Origin of the sequence: Nonomuraea sp. NPDC052129, from assembly GCF_040680095.1 — a bacterium.
Classification (GTDB): domain Bacteria; phylum Actinomycetota; class Actinomycetes; order Streptosporangiales; family Streptosporangiaceae; genus Nonomuraea.
On record NZ_JBFAVX010000028.1, the window covers coordinates 37,334 to 58,277 of the forward strand.

Genomic DNA, 20,944 nt, shown 5'->3' on the forward strand with positions numbered 1-20,944 from the left:
GCTCGGGAAGGTGTGGTTTCGCCGCAAAAGGTGAGCTGGACACTCGTTTCATATATTTCTGCAGCTAGTGAGGCTGTCATCCAGATGTATGCCGGTATGAGCGTTTCCTGAGGGTTTGCTGTGAATGTGATCATCGCGGCGATGTGGTCTGTTCGTGGCGACCTGCGCTCTTTACGGACAGTCACGTTGACGAACGGTCAGCTCTTACGTGGACTGGATCGATCTTCCCTGCAGGAGGCCTCTGTGGCCGTGTGGAGCTCGAGGTGCTCTCGGCTCCATATGTCACTGTGCGCGAATCTTGACGGTTCGTGTCGCTTTATGGCCTGATTCGGATGTTTTGCGCTTATGGCCTTTATGTCGGCCTTATGCGCTGGCTTCCTGCGTGAGTGGAGTACTTGTGTCGTTATCGCCTCCCCAGCGGCCTCGTGTGCCCAGGTCGAGTCGTCCTCGTGGTCGCGCCCGGTTACGGCGTGCCGTCGTGGTCGTCCTCACGATGGCGTTGGTGGCCTCGCTGGCGCCGCCGTCGTCGGCTCTGGCCCAGGCATCGTCCGTGGCTGGCGAACCGCATGTGCTCAGCCGGTTCACGTCGTGGCTGAGTGATGCGGTGGCCGGTTGGTTCGCCGAGGATCCGAAAGGTGAGGTACGTCCGGGGAAGGGCGAGATCACCTTGCCTGGCCGCAGCGCCGACGGCCGGACAGGCCGGCCGGTGGCGCAGCCGCCGGGCAAGCGGGTCAAGGAGGTCGCGGGCAAGCGGTCGCGGTTCGCGACGGTGTTCGAGCTCGAGGACGGCCGACTGCAGGCCGAGGTGTCGTCGCAGCCAACCAACTTCCTCGACGGCGACGGCAAGTGGCAGCCAGTCGACACGCGCGTGGAGGACGCGTCGGAGGACGGGTTCCCGCACGGCAACGACAAGGCCGGGTTCTCCACGCGATTCGGTGACAGCTCCGACCGGCTGGTCAAGATCAAGCTGGATGGGCGGCAGGTCACCTTCGGCGTGGCGGGCGATGCGCGGCCGGTGTCGGCGAAGGTCGAGGGCTCCACGGTCACCTACACGGGCGTGTGGGACGGCGTCGATGTGGTTTACAAGATCACCTCTGAGGGGGTGAAGGAGTACCTGGTGCTGACCAAGGCGCCGGCGGCCGATGCGTCGTTCGCGTTCACCGTCAAGACCGGCGGGGTGCAGGCGCGGCAGAACCAGGACGGCTCGATCTCCTTCGTCGGGGAGGACGGCACCGCGGCGTTCACCATCCCGAAGCCGTTCATGATCGACGCGCAGGCGGATCCGGCCTCGCCGTACGGCAAGCGCCATTCCGACGCGGTGACCCAGAGCGTGGAGCAGCACGGCGCCGAGGCGACCATCACCCTCAAGCCGGACGCGGTGTGGCTGGGCGCGGCGGAGCGGAAGTGGCCCGTGGTGATCGACCCGACGGTGCGGATCACGCCGGAGTCGTGGGACGCCTACGTCGATTCCAGCAAGAAGACCACGAACTTCGACGCCGCCTGGCAGTTGCCGGTGGGCAAGACGAGTTCGGGTGCGACCAACCGGGCGCTGCTGCACTTCAACATGCCCTCCGATCTGCTGATCGGCACCAGGATCGACGACGCCCGCCTGGAGACGTACTTCGACCAGGCGCTCGGTGAGGCCGGTCCGGTCACGGTGGAGGCGCGGGAGATCACCGGTGACTGGCAGTCCGGGCTGGTGAACTGGAACAACCAGCCGGCCGTGGCCGCGACGCCGGCGGCGACCGTGACGCGCAATCCCGGTGAACTGTCGCGCTGGCACTCCTTCAACGTCACCAGCGTGGTCGACAGGTGGATGAACTCCGACGGCGACACCCCCGGGTTCATGCTCAAGGCGGCCGATGAGGGTACGACCGGCAAGGTCGGCGGGCCGGTGTACGAGGCGAGCGAGAACCTCTACGGCGGCGACGGCCAGTTCGGTGAGACGGCCAACCACCCGCGGCTGCTGGTCACCTGGGGTGTGCCGAGCGTGACGCTCAAGCCGGTGACCACGGCCACCTCGGTGGGGGCGTCGCTGTCGTGGACGGCCTACGCCGATCCCACGCCGGGCGACGAGTCCGATGATCTGGCCGGTTACGAGCTGCACCGCACGTGCCCGTCGGGTTGCCAGACCGGCGGCGGGTTCACCGCCGGCTACGACACGCTGATCACCACGCTGCCGACGGATGTCACCTCGTACGTGGACACCGCCAGCGGCGGCGAGCCGGAGGCGGTGGCCGACCCCGCCTACATCCACCAGGCGACGTACTGGGTCGAGGCGGTGCTGAAGGACGGCCGTCGCTCCCCGTCGCAGGAGATGACGGTGACCCTGCCCCGGCCGGGGCAGATCGCCAAGACCTTGTACGGGACGGCGGACACCACGCTCGCCTCCGGCGAGCCGTCGACCGGCCACGACCAGGTGGGCGGGCAGAAGCGGCTGCAGGTCGGCAACACCGCAACCGCGCTCGGCAACACCCGCGCGGTGGTGACCTTCGGCGATTTCGCCGCCGAGATCCCGGCCGATGCGCAGATCAGCCAGACGACACTGTCGCTGTGGGGAGCCACCTCCACCGGGACGGGCGCAAGCTTCACCGCGCACAAGCTCACCACCGGCTTCGACGAAGCAGCCACCTGGAACAGCCCATGGAGCAGCGCGGGCGGGGACTTCGACGCCACCGCGCTCGGGTCGGTGACGGGTGTGACGACCGCGCCCGGCTGGCGCACCTGGACGGTCACCGACGCGGCCAAGGCGTGGGTCGCCGATCCGGCCACCAACAAGGGGCTGCTGGTCAAGGTCGCCAATGAGGCGGGCACCGCCAAGCAGTCGGCCTCGTTCCTGGCCTCGGAGGCCGATGAGCCGGTGCTGCGCCCGAGCCTGCGGGTGACGTACGCGGAGAAGAGCACAGGCGCGTCCGCCTTCTACGTGCCGGGCACCCCCGAGCGGCTGGATTCCGGCGCCACCCGGCAGATCACCGTGGTAGTTACCAACACCACCACTGAGACCTGGCCCGCCGCCTCGACCGCGGTGAGTTACCACTGGAAGTTGCCCGACGGCACCGACATTTCCACCCCGGACAACCAGCTCAAGACCCCGCTGCCGAACGACCTCGCTCCGGGCGAGAGGGTGGCCGTCCAGGCGAACGTCAAGGCGCCGACGGTGAGCGGTGGCGGCACCAACCTGGCCGAGGGCCTGCAACTGGTATGGGACGTCCAGGACAAGCTCACCAACAACTGGAAGTCGGCCTCGCACCAGTTGCCGCAGCTGCCGCAGCAGATCCGCATCGACTCGCCGACGTCCGACCTGCTCGGGTTGGAGAAGTTCTACCAGTTCACCGGCAAGAACACCGGCGCTGGCGCGACCGCGCTGGTCAACCCGTACGCCGGAAACGTGGTGTGGAACTACAACGCTTTCTCCAACCCCTCCCGTGGCGCGCAGACGTTCGTCCGGATGACCTACAACAGCCTCGACACCAGCAGCGCATCGCTCGGCTACGGCTGGTCGCTGCAGACCTCCACGCTGGCGAAACTCGGCTCCCAGCTGTACTTCCACCCGCCCGGCCAGGAATGGCCCGATCAGGTCCGATTGACCGACGGTGACGGCACCACACACGTGTGGACACTGGACACCCACGGCCTGGACCGGCGCGACTGCGACTACACCACCTGCGACTACACCCACCCACGCGGCGTACACCTGTACCTGCAGCAGGTCGATCCGAACTCCTTCCCGCAGGAGCAGCGGGAGCTGGCCGAGCAGCGGCGCTGGGTGTTCACCAAGCCGGACCGCACCCAGTTCTTCTTCGACGAAGAGGGCTTCCAATCGGCGATCGTCGACAAGAACGGCAACACCATGTCGTTCACCTACGAACGGCGCCGTTCCAACAACAAGCCGACCAAGTTCCTGCAGCACATCACCGACGCGGCCGGCCGTAAGACGCTCGCCCTGACCTACTACCAGAAGGGCCAGGACTACACCTACGTCAACGACGCGGGCCAAGACGTCGACGACACCAAGCTGACCAACCCGCACATCATCGACAACGTCGAGTCGATCACCGACATCGCCGGCCGCAAGGTGACCTTCGCCTACACCGACAAGGGCCTGATGGCCAGGATGGTCGATGGTGCGGGCGACGACGGCGCGAAGACGTTCCGGTTCACCTACGACGCCACCCAGGGCACCAAGAACGTCAAGCTCGTCAACGTCAAGGATCCGCGCGGCAACACCACCTCGCTGAAGTACTACGAGGCGCCGGTCGACCCCAAGGACAAGTGGAAGGTCGAGACCCTCACCGACCGGCTCGACGGCGTCACCAAGTTCGACTACGTCGACCCGGACGGGCCGCAGGGCGGCATGATCCACGCCACCGTCACCGACCCGCTCCAGCACGCCACCAAGTACGTGCTCGACGCCTACGGCCGCACCGAATCGATCACCAACGCCAAGGACGAGACCACGGCGCTGGAGTGGGATCCCGACCACAACGTCACCAAGCTGACCGAGGACAACGGCGCGTACGCGACCTGGAGCTTCGATCAGAAAACCGGCTACCCGCTGGAGCTGCGTGACGCTGAGGCCAACGTCAACGACACCAACCCGACCACCCTGGCCTACCAGTCGTTCCTGAACGGCTACGTTGCCGACCTGATCGAGAAGACCTCACCTGAGGGCCGTAAGTGGCAGTTCGGCTACGACGCCAACGGCAACCTCAAGACGGTCACCGACCCCCTCGGTGTCGAGTCCGCGACGGCCGGCGACTACACCACCTCCTACGACTACGACCCGCTTGGCCAGCTGACCAAGAGCACGGACGCCAACGGCAACCCCACCGGCTTCAGCGACTACCACCCCTCCGGCTACCCGGAGAAGATCACCGACGCGTACGACAAGGTCACCGCCACCACCTACGACGTGCGCGGCAACGTCCTGACGGTCACCGACGCGCTGGGTAAGCAGGCCACGCAGACGTACGACGTCTTCAAGCGGCCGCTGGAGTCGAAGGTCCCCAAGGATCAGGACGACGGCAAGTTCATCACCACCCCGGCGCCGATCTACGACCCCAACGACAACATCACCAAGACGACCGCCCCCAACGGCGCCGTCGCCACCGCGGCATACGACAAGGCCGACCAACTCCTCGAATCCAACCTGCCGAAGGACACCCCGACCGGTGAGGAGCGCAAGGCGTCCTTCACCTGGGACCTGGCCGGCAACCTGAAGACCCAGACCGAGCCGAAGGGCAACCTCACTCCGGCTGATCCCGCCGACTACACCACCACCTACGTTTACGACCAGATCTACCAACTGACCGACGTCCTGAACGCCGAACAGCACAAGATCACCTACAGCTACGACAACGTCGGCAACACCAAGGTGGTCATCGACCCGCGCAAGAACGCCACCCCGGACGGCGGCGACTACACGGCGATCTATGGCTACGACCTCAATCATCAGGTCAAAACCGTCACCGACGCCGCCGGATACATCGCCAAGACCGACTACGACCTCGACGGGCTGGTCGTCAGTGCAACCGACCAGGAGGGTAACAAGTCCCTCACCGGCTACAACAAGCGCGGCGACGTCATCGAAACGCGCGTCCCGCACTCCGAAACCGACGGCGTCATCAAGTACGTCACCATCCAGTTCGCCTACGACCAGGTCGGCAACAAGACCAAGACCATCACCCCGCGCGGCGTGGAGCGCGGCGGCGACCTGGGCGACTTCGTCGCCGAGACCAAGTACGACAAACTGAACCGGCCCGCCGAGGAGATCTTCCCGTTCGACCGACAGGACCCGGTCTACAACAAGCCCGACAGCGTCCTGTACGCCTACGACGCGGTCTCCCGGCTGAAGGAGATCTCGGCCCCGCCCTCACACGGTCAGACCATCCGCAACATCACCACGATGACCTACTGGGACAACGGCTGGTCCAAGACCACCAACGACCCATGGGACATCAAGACCACCTACGACTACAACGACCTGGGCCTGCAGACCAACCGCACCGTCACGTCCGCGGGCGGCTCGTCGCAGCGGGCTTTGGACTGGTCGTACTATCCCGACGGCAAGCTCAAGACCCACTCTGACGACGGCGTCCCTCTCGGGCTCGACGTCGTCATGGGGGACAACTCCGACACCGGCCAGGTCACCACCACCGGCACCTGGACCCTCGGTACGGGCGGCACATCCGCTTCCAACATCGTCGGACCCCAAGCCGAGCCCGCCACCGGATTCGTCGGCTACGACTACGCCACCGCCCCCTCGGGCACCGGCCAGTCCTCCTTCACGTGGAACCTGACCACCCCCACCGACGGCACCTACAAGGTGCAGGTCCAGTACCCCTCCGGCGCGACGGCCACCAACGCCAAGTACACGGTCAAGCACCAGGGCAGCCAGGACACGGTCACGCTCGACCAGACCAAGGACAGCGGCACCTGGGTCGACCTGGGCACCTACACCTTCACCGCCGGCACCGCTCACTCGGTCACGTTGAGCGATGACGCCAACGGCACCGTCGCCGCCGACGCCGTCAAACTGGTGCGCGACAACACCGGCGACACCGACACCGAGAAAAAGGACTTCACCTACACCTACGACCCCAACGCCAACCTCACCCTGCTCGAGGACAAGTCCCCGACCGCCAAAATCGACCGGTGGGAGATCGGCTACACCGGGCTCAACCAGATCGACCAGATCCAGGAAAAGCTCAACAGCGTCCTGAAGAACACCACGACCTACCGCTATAACGAGAACAGCGCGGTGGTGGAGCGTACGCACGACAAAACACTGGCCACCTACGGCTACGACACCCGTGACCTGGTTGAAGAGGTCGTCAACAAGAAGTCGGCCACCGACACCGCGCCGAAGACCACCCGCTACACCTACACCCCCCGCGCCGAACGCCTGAAGGAAACCAAGGCCAACGGCAACACGGTCGACTACGACTACTTCCTGTCCGGCGTCCTGCGCCACTCCATCGAAAAGAAGCCCAACGCCACACTCGTCGCCGAACACACCCTCGGCTACCAGGGCAACCTGCAACGCGCCCGCGACACCGCCAAAATCCAGAACGCCGACAGCCCCGGCGCCTACCTCGAGAACGACTACACCTACACCTACGACCCCCGCGACCGCATCGCCAAAACCGTCAAAACCCCGACCGGCGGCGGCGCGGCCGAAACCGAAACCTACTCCCATGACCCCAACAGCAACGTCTGGGAAGAAGAGGTCCTCGGTAAGAAGACCACCTTCACCTACGACCGCAACCGCCTCCTGACCTCGATCACAGGCGGCCAGACGTCGACGTACACCTACGACCCGTACGGGCGGCTGCGCACCATCCAAGGCGGCGGCAAGACCTGGGAGAAGTACACCTACGACGGCTTCGACCACGTCACCAAGCACGAAAAGCTCGGCTCCGACGGCACCACCAACACGGTTACCACCTACACCTACGACCCGCTCGACCGCACCACCACCAAGACCGAAAAGGAAGGCACCGCCAACGCCAAAACCACCACCTACTCCTACCTCGGCCTCTCCGGCGAGGTCCTGGACGAAGAGGTGGCCGGCAAACTCACCAAGTCCTTCCAGTACAGCCCGTGGGGCGAACGCCTCTCCCAGGTGAAGGTCGCCGACGACGGCCGCGAGGAATCCTCCTACTACGGCTACAACCCGCACACCGACGTCGAACAGATCACCAGCGAGACCGGCGACACCCGCGCCACCTACGGCTACACCGCCTACGGCAAGAACGACGACAAACTCTTCACCGGCATCGACAAGCCGGATCCGGTCGACCCCACGGCCAAGGAGGAGTACAACCCCTACCGCTTCAACAGCAAGCGCTGGGACAACTCCACCGGCATGTACGACATGGGGTTCCGTAACTACAACCCCGGCCTCAACCGCTTCCTCAACCTCGACAGCTACAACGGCGCCCTCGACGACCTCTCCCTCGGCACCGACCCCTGGACCAGCAACCGCTACGCCTTCACCGGCGGCAACCCCATCAACAACATCGAACTCGACGGCCATGAACCGCGCCCCGGCCACTGCCAAAGCACCTGCCCCACATCCCAGGCCGCGATAGACAAGGCAAACGCCGAAAACCGCTCCGGGCACGAAAGGATGCTTGCAAACTTTGCCAAGCGGGACATGCAGAAGTGGATGGCAGAAAACGGGTATGACCCCAACACCGGGAAGCACACGCGGAAGGGGTACGATCCTTTCACTCCCTTTGCGGTCACTCCTGACTACTACGCTGGCGATGAGCGCGGCGGGAAGCGTGCCCTCTGGGATTTGGCATGGTCGCTGGCCGTCGATGACTACGTAGAGTGCTCTCGCGGTGATGTCGCTGCGTGCGCTTGGGCTGCTTCAAACTGGGTGACCCTCGGCTTGTCGAAGGTCTTGAAACCTCTCTTGAAAACAGGGAGAGGCGTCGACGCGTTCCTGCTCGCCGATGCCGGTGACGGTATGCAGTCGATCATGAAGCGTGGCGCGAAGGATCTCAAAGGAATCAGGCTGTCGCGCTCCTATGAAGGGCTGGACTACGCCCATGTCCGAAACAACCACTTCCCCAAGGGGAGCGGCGTCACATTGAATAAGGACCTCTGGCCTGAGGATATGACCAATGGGCAACTCGATGCGATCGGGCGCCAAGCGCTGGCCAACAATCCGGAGGTCGTGGGATACGACTCCGTCACGGGAATGATTCAGGGCCGGGCTGTCGTGCAGGGAGTCCGCGTTCAGTTCCAAATTCCCAGAGGAGGGGGAGAGATGCGCTCCATTTACCCTCTCGGTCCTTGGCCTGCCAGGTAGTGTAGAGCGCGTAGCGAAACGCTGACGCGAGGTGTGTGCGTGAGGTTCTGATTCACGCACACACCTGGTATATTCGGCGTGACGTGTGAAAGTCCAGAGAAAGAGGCTTGCTTGTTCGAGCTGATCATGCCAGTCGAAGAACTCGAAGTACGCTCACGAAGCCCGCTTTTCGTCGCAGGGCAGATATGGGCGGTGATCGACGGAGTCGACTTTCCGGGCGCTCGCTGGACTGATTCACCGATCTCGGTACTCGGCTCTCTGGGGACCGCCATTCAAGCTGTTCGTCGAGGCGAAGTCGGTGAAGTTTATTTCTTTGACGGGCCATATTATTTGAAGTTCATCCCAGAAAATCGCTTGGACTCCACGTCATTGAAAATCGGCGTGGTGGCCGTATGTGACCGGGATTCCGATGAAGGTGTCGCTTGGATTCGGGGGAAAGTGGCCTTGTCCGAAGTCATGCAGAAGTATCAGCTAACTATTTCTTTCTTGCGCGGATGGGCGGAGAGCCAAGGAGAGGCCGCTGTGCTCGACCTGCTGTCACATATGCCCTCTGTCACTCCGCATTGATTCATGGCCGGCGACCTTGGTCCCGGCGGACCAGAAGGACATGGGGCAAGGTATCCCTGCCGCCTCCGCTACGTCCTCGACCCGGACGTTGTCGAGGCCGCGCTCCAGCGCGCGCTGGACCGCGGCCTTCGACGGAGCATCCCGGGTCTCCTGTCGCTTGGCCCGGTTATGCCCCCGGTCTACAAATACTCCGCAAGGATCACCGTCCACGAGGCGGCGGGCAACCGCGCCGTCAGCCGGTCACCGTCAGCCTGTACGGCCAGCGGCCCCGGAAGGGCCTCCACCCGGTGCGGGTCGTCCCCGGCGGCGATCACCGAGACCGACACCGGCCTGACCGCCGCCCGGAGCCGGACGGAGAGGTCGAGATCCTGGTCGGGCGACCGGTTGACGGCGAACAGCGCCACCTGGGACCCCTCGACGGTGGCCACCGCCGACAGCGCGGGCGCCTCGCCGTACCGCTCGGTCACCAGGAGCGGCCCGGACGGCTCCACCCGCAGCACGGTGCCGCGCGCGTGCCGGGCCGTCAGCGCGAACGGGTGGAAGATCGTCTGACGCCAGGCCGGACCGCCGGGCTCGGTCCTGATCGGCGCGATGATCGCGAGCGGGCTCCGCGGTCTGCCCGTATGCCCCCGGTGCGGTTGGGATAGGCCATTGCATGACGCTGCGGAGGCGCCGGGTTCCACGGGCCCGGAACTGGGCTCCTTCCTGATCGTTGTGGCGAGGGCCGGCGCTCAGGCAAGGGCCGATAGCTGGGTGAGGCGCTTCCAGGCCAGGACGAATGTCTAGGCTCAGGGCCATGTGCGCTCGATTCGCAGGTGACGGCGCCGGGCGTGGGCGGTCAGGCGGGCGGGCAGGTGGTAGAGCCGGTAGCGCATGCTGCCCGGCTCGGCGCGCTCCATGCCGGGCTGATCATGCAGGGTGAGCAGGCGTAGCCAGCCTCGTTGTTGGTCAGACGGCCGAGGGCGTACACGGCCGTCGCTCGTATGACGGGCGCGGGCGCCAGAAGGTAACGAGTGGACCGAGCCCTACGCAGCAGGGCGTCACAGGTATCGGCGCGGATCCGGTGGAGGAGGAACCGCCGTCGCGTGAATCAAGGTCTGAGCTATGGACGGGGCTGGGTGAACGATCCCGGCTTGGCCTCGATGAGGAGGTCGCGGCTGACCAGGCGGTTGAGCTTGGCGCGGATGTTCTCGGTGTTCGTTCGCGCGCTGGGCAGGTCCAGGGCCTGGCGCAGGTCGCGTGCGCGTATGGGCTGGCCGGTGTCGGCGACGACATGCGCACCCTGCCCCTCCAGGCAGGCTGCGGATCACACACGCCCAGCTCACGGTCTTACAACATGAGAACGCTTCGGCTCTGGTCCCGGACCGGTACCGTACTCACCTGCTCGCTGCGGCATGCCCGCTCAGTCCGGGTCGGGCCCGGTGCTCCGCCCCTCTGCCGTCGGGCGTCTGAGTAGCTTGTCGATGCTGCGGCGTTCGCGTTTGGTGGGACGGCCCGCGCCACGGGCTCGTACGGCCACTGTGACGATCTCTTCGCGCGGAGGGGGCGGAGGGCTTTTGTCGATGTAGCATTCGGCGGCCACGGGGGCGCCGACGCGCTTGGTGATGATCCGGGAGACGACCACTATGCGTTCGTGGCCCTCGTGCCGCAGTCGGACCTCGTCGCCGACCCGGACGACGTGCGCGGGCTTGACCCGTACTCCGTTGACCCGGACGTGACCGCCGCGGCAGGCGTCGGACGCGATCGATCGGGTTCTGGTCAGTCGCACCGACCAGATCCAGCTGTCCGCCCGAGCACTCAGCTGCTCACCTGCCACTCCCACACTGTACTGAGACCATCGCGTCGCCAGCATCCAAACCTCGCCTGACCAAGGGCAGGCGCCCGCCGGTACTGCTGGCCATGTCCTTCTGGCCATGTCCAGAAGGACATGGCCAGAAGCTTGGTGTCGACGCGCGGATTTGCGGTTGATAAGGACCACCCTCGACGAGCGCGGCCACGGACAGCGGCTATCCCTTGGCGGCGAGCCTCCGCGCAACGTCCTCACGGGTCGCGGACGGCAGCAAGGGCAGCAGGCGGTCGCGGCAGGGAGGCGGGCAATGCACGAGCAACCCGGCGATCGTGGCGGATGGAAGGCGGCTCAACGCCTGACCAGCCGGGCCCTCCGGCATCGCGGCGACGACGAGACCGGCCTGCCGGGTGTCGATGACAGCCATCGCTTCGAGGGCCGCCGCGGAGTGCCGATCGTGCATGTGACCGAGCATGCGTCCGCGGTGGTGGGGCTCCATCGCCAGTACGACCCCGGCCACCAGGTTCGGGTCTCGTACCTGGTCCAGCAGCCAGCCGACGCGGTGCGGGAGCAACATTTGCAGGATCTTCGCGCTCTTCGTCGCCTGGCGGCACAGCTCCTCCACCGCGGCGGTCGTGAACAGCTGCCACTGCTGGGCGAGGAGGACCGCCGCCTCGGCGGCGGGCAGCGCGAGGACCATCGAGCCTCTTTCCGCGGCGCCGGCACCGGCGAGCGTCCGACGCACTCGTTGCGTCGCCCCGTCACCACCCGTTCCCGCGCCGTTTCCACCTCGGCCGCCACTCCGTCCGGGGATACCGCCGTTCCGTCCGGGGATGGCTCCGTTCGCTCCGGGTCCGTTCGCCCGGTGAGGCGGACGTGGTCGAGTGGCGGAGTCTTGCCGCGTCCGCCGCGGCCCTGTCCCGGGATCGCCCCTGGGGACCTGTTGCAGTCGCCGCGCCAGTTCATCGGCCGTCATCCTGTTGGCCGGGCTCTTGACCAGCAGGCGGTTGATCGTCGACTTGAGTTCGCCCGCCCGGGTCATGGGGTCCGGGGGGAGAGCGATGATCGCGAACTTGGTGGCTTCCTCAGTGCTCCGGTGGAAGGGTGGACGTCCCTCCAGGGCCGTGTAGAGGGTGGCGCCGAGCGACCACAGATCGGCCGCTCCGTCTATCGGGATACCTCGTAGCCGCTCAGGGGCTATGAAGTCCGGGGTGCCGATCACGTGACCGAGCGTGGTGATGCGCTCGTGGCCCTCGATGGCGGCGATCCCGAAGTCCACCAGGACGACCTCGCCGGAAGCGGTGATCAGGATGTTGTCCGGCTTCACGTCGCGGTGGAGCACCCCGACCGCATGCGCGGCCGCGAGCGCGGCGAGCGCCTGGGCACCGATCCGCACCACGTCGCGCTCGGACAGGGGTCTCTTCTCGATCAGCGCGCCGAGCACGGTGCCTGGCACGTAGTCCATCACGATCCATGGGCCGTCAGGGGCGTCGAGCACGTCATGGACCCGGACGATGCCCGGGTGGTCGATCCGGGCCAGCGCCTGTGCCTCCTGTTCTGCCCGCGCCTTCAGCTCTGGCAGGCGCCCGACGTCCGCGCGTACCTGCTTGAGCGCCACCACGCGGTCGAGCTTGCCGTCCCGGCCGCGCCAGACCCGTCCCATGCCGCCGCTGCCCAGTCGCGCCTCGATGACGAACCGACCGGCGACGCGCTCACCAATCATCGTTCAGTCCGGCGTACTCGGTCCGCGGGCCGTCGCCTGCCCGAGAGGCGCGGTTGTCTCGGAGGTTGCGAAGTGCCTCGTCCTCGAAGCTCCTGTCCTCAGGGTGCTCCGCCGACGGGGGTGAATACGGGATGCCGGGTTCGTAGAAGACTCCGGTACGAGGTTCGTCCGCGACGTACGGCCGGGTCGTGCCGTCCCGCCAAGAAGCGCGACGTGGCCGGTCTGCCTCGTAGATCTGGTCGATGGCCACGTTGACCTCCCGCTTCTCCAACGCGGCCAGGATCATGTCGTAATTACCAGGCCGCTGCATCAGCTTGACGAGGACCGGCAGACACTCGATGAGCAGGATGAACAGGAACAGCAAGGTCCGGGCCATGTTGAGGGTCGCGTTGTCCCGCGACACCCTGCCGAGTGCCTCCAGTCGCAGCATCAGGCCGTCGGATCCCTGGATCTCGGCGGCGAAGCCGTCCCTGAGCCCTCCCTGCTGCTTGGTCAGTTTGCCCAGCTCCGTCTGTACGCCGCGCAGATCCTGCTCCGCCTGGGCCAGCCTGCTCGCCTTGCCGGCCTCCTGGCTATCGCCGAGTTGTTTCCTGCGCAGCGCCATCTGCCGGTCGATGTCCTTTACCCGGTCGTCGGCGGTTCTGTACGCCTTCTCCGCCGCCTCCGCAAGAGGCCCGGACCCCTTCTTTGCGCATTTGGGCGGCCCGACGTACAGCTGGCACTGCCATTCCTGGTAGAACTTGTCCCGCTGCTTCACAGCCTGGTCGTGCGACTTACGCAGTTCCCGGATCCGCGGATCGGCCGCCGGATCGAGCGTGACCTCCCCGCGGGAGGCGATCACAGCTTGCAGAGCCGCCGCGGACTTCTTCAGTTCGGCTACGCGCCGGCCGGTCTCGCCGCTCTGCTGCGCGCTGGTGAACGCGTCGGCTTTCTCCTGCTGAATGTCGACGATCTCGGCATCGATCTCGGGCTTGAAGATCTGCAGGACCAACGGCGTGGAGATGACGGCGCCCAGCAGCAACGCGAGGAGCACCCGGGGCAGGGCGAGCCACAAGCGCCGTCCACCTTGTGCCGGCAGGGATGTGACGAGCCACCGGTCCAGGCTCAGAATCGCCACACCCCAGACGATGCCGATCAGGACGGCGAGCGGCGCGAACAGCTTGAGTGCCGAGGCGAGCGCGAACGTCATGGAGATGGCGGCGACGCAGGCCGTGGTCAGTATGGCGCCGCCCAGGCCGTGAAACCTGGCGCGCTCCCCCTTGCACCGCTCCAGCACATCCGGACGGGCACCCGACAAGACAATCAGCCATCTACCGACCACGCGCGGCTCCGGGGGGGAGGGGACAGGACGCCGTACGCCCTACCCCGTGAGTAATCCACTGACTACCATAAACAACCGGCAATCTTGATTTATCACAAGAGGATAGATGTCAACTCGCGGAGGTTACGTCCAACGGCCCGCCACGGACGGCTTTCCCAAGGGCGACCAACGGTTACAAATCGCCATAGAACGGACAAAGATTGGCGATCCACTCTTATAGCCATAAGTTCCATTAATGATGCCATAAGGACTCATCGAATAAAGGTTCGAAACGGGCGGGGAAATCTTTGCACCATTTCGCAGAGGGCGGGTTGCGTGGCGATCTCGCCGATCTGATCGTCTCGTTCAGGGAGCGGCTGGCCGTCGTGGAGATCGGCGCCGCCGGAATACGGATCTTCGAAGTCCGCGTCGACGAGGTCGGCACGCCGTTCCACACGCGCAGAGCCTCCGCCAAGTGGTCCACCTTGACCGCCTCCGGCGATGAGGTCTTCGACGCGGTGCTCCGGATCGCCGGAGATCTGATCTCCGACGACGAGGAGGACCCGCTGATGGTGGTGTGTTGCGCCGACGGGCACGAGCAGGAGGCGGCGCTGCGCGCGCTGCGACAGTGGCGCCCATCGGCTCAGGTCGTCGAAGTGGCCGGGGTCAAACTCGGGGAGCTGCTCCCGGAGCTGATCGTCGGTGCACCCCTGCGTCATGCGTACGACCTGATCGTGGCCCGGGAACGCGTGGACGACGGCAGGCTCGAACTGGTGGGACGGCGGCTCTTCGGCTCCGGAGCGAAGCCCGGGGACGACGCCCATATGACCATTACGTGCACCGACGCGGGCGGCGTGCTGCTCGCGGTCTCCGCCTGGTCAGGCCTGCTCCAGCCTTCGGACCTGGTGTCGGTCGACCACGCGCCGCTCTCGCCCGGACCACATCGGCTGCGGGCGGTGTTGGAGCGGCCCGGCGTCGTCCGCTTCCCCGAGGTCCCTGGTCTTCAGCCGGACACGCGTCCGTGGACGGAAGTGGTGGCCACGCTGCCGACACTGCTGCCGCCCGTGCCCCGGCCCGCGCACCTGGTGTGCGCCATAGAGACGGCGGGAACGCTGAAGGAGTTCGAGGATCGCTGCCACTGGGCCGGCTACGTCATCGACCTTCTCACCGAGCACCGTCTCGGCCCCCAGCACCTCCAGGTGTCCGTCGTGGGATACGGCACCCACGTGTTCGGCACCAGGCACGCAGACCGAACTCGACCGGCCTTGGCCGTCTGGTCCGGCTCCACGGCGCAAGCACGAGCCGCCCTGGAGTCCCTGCAACCCACCGCGCCGACGTACCCGAACGCCGCCCGGCTCGAGGACGTGCTCGCGGAGGTGAGCGACCGGCTGCTCCCGCAGCCGGGCAACACGCGGACGGCGCTGCTCACCATCGGGGCGCGGCCTCCGCATCCCCCGCGGTCCGGCCTCGACCGCGTACCCGCCTGCCCCGCGCGGCACGACTGGCTGGCGCTGCTGCGCGACATGGAACAGCGCCACGATTTGAGGAGCGCGGCCATCTGCGACAGTCCGCCCGCCTCCCCCTCGTCCCCCTGGCATCGGCTCGGCTCGGCCGCGCTGTTCCAGGTGGACGCGGTGAACGCGGAAGAACTCGTGATCCGGCTCGGCCTGGTGGGATCGTCCGCCGCGCTTTCCCTTCCCTTCGTCTCCCAGAATTTCGTCTCCCAGAATGAGGACATCGGTGGTCGACACTGACTCCGCCCCCGGCGATCCCGAGCGCGATCGCGAGCCCGACATCGCGATGTGGGGGGCTTCGGGCAGCGGCAAGACCGCCTTCCTGGCGGCGCTGAGCATCGCGCTGAACAAGGCCCGCGACGCGGGCTGGAGGCTCATCGGGGAGAACCCGGTGTCCCGGACCGAACTGGCGAAGCTGCGCAACACGCTGCTGCAGGCGCGCACGTTCCCGGCCCCGACCGAGGCACTCACCCACTACAGCTGGTTGATCATCGGCCCGGCGGCGGCGGCGCGCAGACGATGGTGGTGGCCGTGGGCGACGCGCGTGGCGAAGGCGCCGAAGTTCAAGCTCGACTTCCTGGACCTGCGCGGGGACCTGTTCGCCGAGTCCGAGTCCAATATCGACAAAAAAACCCTGGTCGACAGCCTGGTCAAGAGCCGCGGGCTGATCTACATGTTCGACCCCGACCGTGAGGCCCGGGTGGGCGACGCCTTCAAACATCTGGACGCCGCACTGCACGAGGTCGCCGGGCGGATGCTCGTCGGCGACGAGTTCGAAGACGGCAAACTGCCCCACTACATCGCGGTCTGCATCACCAAGTACGACGACCCGAAGGTGTTGCGAATCGCGATGGAAGAGGGGTTCTCGGAACGAGATCCCGGCGATGAGCTGCGAATCCCCCGTGTGCCCGAGGACCGGGTCCCCGATTTCTTCCGGGTGCTGTGCCGGGAGACCCACGACCACAACGCGGAGATGATCCTCGACCTGATAGAGGCGTTCTTCCATCAGGATCGCATCAAGTACTTCGTGACTTCGTCGGTGGGCCTGTTCATCGATGAGGATCTCGGCCGTTTCGACCCGGACGACTTCCTGAACGTCATCGACAACGCGAACGGCGGGCTGACGATCCGGGGGGCCGTCCGCCCCCTGAATGTCATGGAGCCCGTGATCTGGCTCGGCCGCATGATCCGCCCAGGCGCGATGAGGAGCCGGCGATGGGATGGCTGACCGCCCACTGGGCGATCCTCGGTAAGACGCCGGAGAGCCTGGACGACTACGGTGTGATCGGCTGCAGCTCGGGCGCGATCACCAGCGCTGAGTTCGGCATGTGGCTCAAGGCGTTCACCTCCGGCACCATGGAGCCCAAGGCCCTCCCTCGGGTGGCGACCAACTACTTCGCCGTCGGCCCTGACAAAGAGCCCTGGCTGGGGTTGTCCCTGCAGACCGAGCCGGAATCCCAGGACGGCTTCCAACGCCCGTACGCGATGACGTACTACGCCTGCGTACGCTGGGCGGACATCGCCTCCGAGTCGACCAGGCTGTCGTACCGTGCCCTGTACGAGGCGCTGACGAAGGAGAGTTTCTCCGGCGACGCGCCCTTCCAGCTCTCCCCTTCGGGGTACGACGAGCGTCGTCTCGCCGGCGAGGTGCACGGCACGGCACGGCGGGCGGCGGCGCTGCTGCTCACCGGGCGGCCGGTCTGCGTGGTGGGGGCCGGCCACCTGCCTCTGGATCGGCGGCTGGACTTCCTGGACTCCGTGGCAGCGCTGCTTCCGTACGGGTTCCGCCCCTCGCTGGCGGCCTCCACCTGGACCAACAGCGCCTCCCGGCACCGGATCCGCCTCTCCTTCGCCGAGGTGCCGCCCACCCACGGGGTGTGGGAGCTGCCCTGGGAGGACGATGACCCACCAGAGGCGTATCCGCCCCAGGCTCTGTTGTACGAGAAGGAACTGGAGCGCTATCAGGGTGCTGACCTTCACGAGCTGATGAGGTGGCTCACCACCTTGGCAGAACCGCGCGACTTCGACGACGTGTCCCACCGCGCCGCGGCGTTCAGGCTGATCCGAACCAGTACGGGCCCCGGCGAGCAGCGCACCGCCGTCGCAGGCTCCCCGAAGCCCTCGGTGGAGCAGCTGCTGCACCAGTGCCGTGAGAGCATCGCGAACTCCGAGGCGCAGCGGCTCGGTGTCCTCAACACGCAGCTGGCGCAGCGGGCTCGCGAACGTGTGCCGGACAAGGACCGCAAGACCTACCGCGTGTTCATCAGGGCGAACCCCATCCATCCGCCCCAAAGTCTGGCCGATTCGGTTGTCCTGCAGACCTTCTTTGAGGCCCTGCTACGACTGCTGTACGCATCGCCGATGCACGCGGCCGACGTCGAGGAGATGCTGGTCGATCTGGGTGGCCAGCGCCGGGCGGCGCCCGGCCTCCCGCCGGCGCTGCTCGCTGCGATGAGCCGGCTCCTCCCGCGGAGCTCTCCCTCGGGAAGGTTGCTCATCGCGAGCCTGCAGGGCCCCGAGCACCTTCTCAAGATCCTCGACGGCATGTTGGAGGACGAGTTGTTCCACGTCGCCGTCCAGTCCCGCAACCGCAAGGTGCTGGACATCGTCATATCTGAGGCGGACCGCCGTGCCCTGCCCACTGATCCACGGGCCATGGAGGCCGTCAAATACGCGCTGATGCGACACCGCTACCTCATCGACGCGATCAGCTCCATCTGCGCCGCCGAGGAGAGCGTCCTCTACTACCAGAACGTGCTCCAGGTGAGCCATCGCCGTCAGCTCTCCTCAGCGGACATCGAAGAGATCCTCGTGGACCTGGACCGCCCTCCCCAGACCTTCCTGCTCGCGATCGTGGCCCTGAGCGCGCCCGGAACGGCCTCGACCCTGCTGTACTCCCTGGCAGGCGGCGCGGTGCGCAGATTCGGCCTGACCGGAACGCCCGTCGTCAACAGCATCAAGGCCGGCCTCGACCGGATGACCGCCCCCGAGGATGAGGACCATGGCCGGAGGACGTGGTGGCGCCGAGGTCCCAGCCTGAGAAGGCTGAAACCGGCTTCCACCCTCGGGAAAGTCCTCATCGGCACATCGATCATCATCATCGTCGTCGCGGCCATCGCGCTGCGGCTATGGCTTTGACCCAGTGTCAGCGCAGGTGAGCGGCCGTCCAGCAGTCCACCGTGCCGCGTTGGCGCGCTGACGGTAGGAATCATCGCGTGCCGTAGCGTACGCGGCGCCCTGGAAGTCCTCCCGTTCGCCCAACCGCGCCAAGCAGGACCTTCGGCTGTCCATGATGAGCCTTTGCGATCATCCGGTCACCCTTGCGTCCCAGTCGATCCGGTAGTCGAAGATCCAGGTCATCTTCTCGGGCTTGCCCAGCTTGCCGAAGATCCGGATCGCGTAGGCATTGACGACGCGGCCGACCGGCCCCGCCGCCTTGCTGGCGTTCTTGCGGGTCGTCTCCTTGATGACCCGCTCGACCCGGGGGCGGCGCTCGGCCTCATAGGCGGCGAACGCCTCGGCGTAGGGGAGGTCGCGTAGGCAGCGGGCGAGCTGGATCGCGCTCTCGATCGACAGGGACGCGCCCTGCCCCGAACTGGACGACGGCGCGTGCACCGCGTCGCCGACCAGCACGATTCGGCCTCGGCTCCACGTGACGGTGGTGGGTGGCATGTTCTCCATCGGCCCGACGATCACCACGTCCGACGGGTCGGTCCGCTCGATCAGGTCTCGCGCCGGGGTGCCGTCGGCGGCGAACTTCTCCGCCAGGATCGGCAGCCACTCGGCGGCCGTGGTCGCCTGGACCTCGGCGGCGGTCATCGGTTCTGGGTGTGGGAGGTTCACGAACCAGACGGCGTCGTCCGCGCCGAAGACCTGGTAGCCGAAGAACGCCTTCTTGCCGAAGGTCATCGGCATCTTGCCCTCCGTCGAGGGGATCCCCGGGGTCCGGACGCGGGCGCCGAAGCTGATCAGGCCTGCGTACTGCGGTCCTGGGGCTGCCGGGTCGATGAGGGAGCGGACGGTTGAGCGGATGCCGTCGCAGCCGATGAGGATGTCGGCGGTGGCCTGGGTGCCGTCCGCGAAGTGCGCGGTCACCCCGCCGGCGGTCTCCTCGGCCCGGACGAGGCCCTTGCCGTGCTCGGTTCTGACGCCGCGCCGCGCGGCCTCGTCGTGCAGCACCCGGTAGAGCTCGGCGCGCCAGACGAACTGCATCGGCCGGATCCCGGGTGGGTTGCCGAACTCGGCGAGCGGACGGCCCTTCCAGTCCTGGAGCACGATGCCGGTCATCGGCGCGCCGAGCGGCCGGATCAGGTCGGCGCAGTCGATCGCGTCCAGCGCGTCGACTCCGTTGGGGGCGAGGCTCATGCCACCGCCGACCCCGTCGGCGGTCTTCTCGTACGCCTCGTAGACGGCGGCGTCGATGCCCGCCTTCTGCAGGGCCATCGCGGTGACCGGCCCGGCGATCCCGTCGCCGATGACGAGTGCTGACTTCACGGTGTTCTGCTGCATGGCTGCGATAGTTGCATTGCAACTAGTATCTCGTCAACTAGTACCTTTCGGAGTAGTGTCGGTGACATGAGTACTGCGTTCCGGGGTTCGCCGCTGGCCCTCACCGTCCTGGCGCTGTTGCACTACAAGCCCCTGCATCCGTACGGGATCCAGCGGCTGATCAAGGACTGGGGGAAGGATCTGGTCGTCAACGTCGAGCAGCGGACGAGCCTCTACCGGACGATCGACCGGCTCGCGGAGGCCGGCCTGGTGGCGGTGCTGGACACCGAACGGGACCACGCCTACCCCGAGCGGACCGTCTATGAGGTCACCGACGCGGGCCGGGAGGCCGCCCGTGAATGGCTGGTGGACCTGCTCACGGTTCCGAAACGGGAGTTCCCGCAGTTTCCGGCGGCGCTGTCCCACCTGCTGCTGCTTTCGCCCGAGGAGATCCCCGACCTACTGGAGCGCCGGCGGACGGCCGTCACGGCGTCGGTGGCGGAACTGCAGACCGCGCTGACCGGTCAGGCTGAGGGGGGTCTGCACCGGGCCGGCCTGCTCGAACTCGAATACCTGCACGCGGTGGCCGTAGCCGAGAATCGCTGGCTGACCGCCCTGATCGACGACTTCCGCTCCGGCCGGCTGACCTGGTCCCCGGCCGACTTCGCCGATCCGCAAGCCGATCCCCAAGCCGGTCCGCAAGCCGACCCGCAATAGGTGCTCCGCCAGGCTGAGCGACCGCTAT

General features: G+C 66.6%; 11 protein-coding genes. 6 read left to right on the forward strand and 5 right to left on the reverse strand.

All coding sequences use genetic code 11. The features are described from left to right. The first annotated feature begins 478 nt into the window (after nucleotides 1-478). Both AB0L53_RS42130 and AB0L53_RS42135 read left to right on the forward strand, forming a co-directional pair. Nucleotides 479-8,821: a DNRLRE domain-containing protein gene (locus tag AB0L53_RS42130; RefSeq protein WP_364006969.1), complete on the forward strand. Its 8,343-nt coding sequence runs from the start codon at nucleotides 479-481 to the stop codon at nucleotides 8,819-8,821. A gap of 111 nt (nucleotides 8,822-8,932) precedes the next feature. Next, on the forward strand, nucleotides 8,933-9,388 hold the full coding sequence (locus AB0L53_RS42135; RefSeq protein WP_364006972.1) for a hypothetical protein: 456 nt from the start codon (nucleotides 8,933-8,935) through the stop codon (nucleotides 9,386-9,388). A gap of 179 nt (nucleotides 9,389-9,567) precedes the next feature. Here the strand turns inward: AB0L53_RS42135 and AB0L53_RS42140 are convergent, their stop codons facing one another. From AB0L53_RS42140 to AB0L53_RS42155, 4 genes are all read right to left on the reverse strand, one after another. Then, the gene (locus AB0L53_RS42140) at nucleotides 9,568-10,071 is read right to left on the reverse strand and encodes an alpha-L-arabinofuranosidase C-terminal domain-containing protein (protein ID WP_364006975.1); all 504 of its coding nucleotides are present in this window, start codon (nucleotides 10,069-10,071) and stop codon (nucleotides 9,568-9,570) included. Nucleotides 10,072-10,790: 719 nt separating this feature from the next. Continuing rightward, nucleotides 10,791-11,204: an RNA-binding S4 domain-containing protein gene (locus AB0L53_RS42145; RefSeq protein WP_364006978.1), complete on the reverse strand. Its 414-nt coding sequence runs from the start codon at nucleotides 11,202-11,204 to the stop codon at nucleotides 10,791-10,793. A 190-nt stretch (nucleotides 11,205-11,394) separates the two neighbouring features. After that, entirely contained in the window at nucleotides 11,395-12,897 is a 1,503-nt protein-coding gene (locus AB0L53_RS42150; protein WP_364006980.1) for a serine/threonine-protein kinase, read from the reverse strand. Continuing rightward, entirely contained in the window at nucleotides 12,887-14,218 is a 1,332-nt protein-coding gene (locus AB0L53_RS42155; protein WP_364006983.1) for a DUF4407 domain-containing protein, read from the reverse strand. Before AB0L53_RS42155 ends, AB0L53_RS42150 begins: the two co-directional genes overlap by 11 nt. A 287-nt stretch (nucleotides 14,219-14,505) precedes the next feature. On the opposite strand from AB0L53_RS42155, the gene AB0L53_RS42160 reads away from it, so the two are divergent. From AB0L53_RS42160 to AB0L53_RS42170, 3 genes are read left to right on the forward strand one after another with little or no spacing between them, the layout of a single operon-like run. Beyond that, nucleotides 14,506-15,951 carry a hypothetical protein gene (locus AB0L53_RS42160; RefSeq protein ID WP_364006986.1) on the forward strand — a complete coding sequence of 482 codons (1,446 nt, stop codon included), beginning with the start codon at nucleotides 14,506-14,508 and terminating at the stop codon, nucleotides 15,949-15,951. Further along, on the forward strand, nucleotides 15,938-16,939 hold the full coding sequence (locus AB0L53_RS42165; protein ID WP_364006989.1) for a hypothetical protein: 1,002 nt from the start codon (nucleotides 15,938-15,940) through the stop codon (nucleotides 16,937-16,939). The genes AB0L53_RS42160 and AB0L53_RS42165 overlap by 14 nt, the downstream gene beginning before the upstream one ends. Continuing rightward, nucleotides 16,927-18,849 carry a hypothetical protein gene (locus AB0L53_RS42170; RefSeq protein WP_364006992.1) on the forward strand — a complete coding sequence of 641 codons (1,923 nt, stop codon included), beginning with the start codon at nucleotides 16,927-16,929 and terminating at the stop codon, nucleotides 18,847-18,849. Before AB0L53_RS42165 ends, AB0L53_RS42170 begins: the two co-directional genes overlap by 13 nt. A gap of 168 nt (nucleotides 18,850-19,017) precedes the next feature. Here the strand turns inward: AB0L53_RS42170 and AB0L53_RS42175 are convergent, their stop codons facing one another. Further along, nucleotides 19,018-20,220, reverse strand: coding sequence for an NAD(P)/FAD-dependent oxidoreductase (locus tag AB0L53_RS42175; RefSeq protein ID WP_364006994.1), 1,203 nt, complete (start codon nucleotides 20,218-20,220; stop codon nucleotides 19,018-19,020). A 66-nt stretch (nucleotides 20,221-20,286) separates the two neighbouring features. Between AB0L53_RS42175 and AB0L53_RS42180 the strand changes: the two genes are divergently transcribed. Further along, nucleotides 20,287-20,916, forward strand: a complete 630-nt coding sequence (locus AB0L53_RS42180) for a PadR family transcriptional regulator (RefSeq protein ID WP_364006997.1) — start codon at nucleotides 20,287-20,289, stop codon at nucleotides 20,914-20,916. Nucleotides 20,917-20,944: the final 28 nt, after the last annotated feature.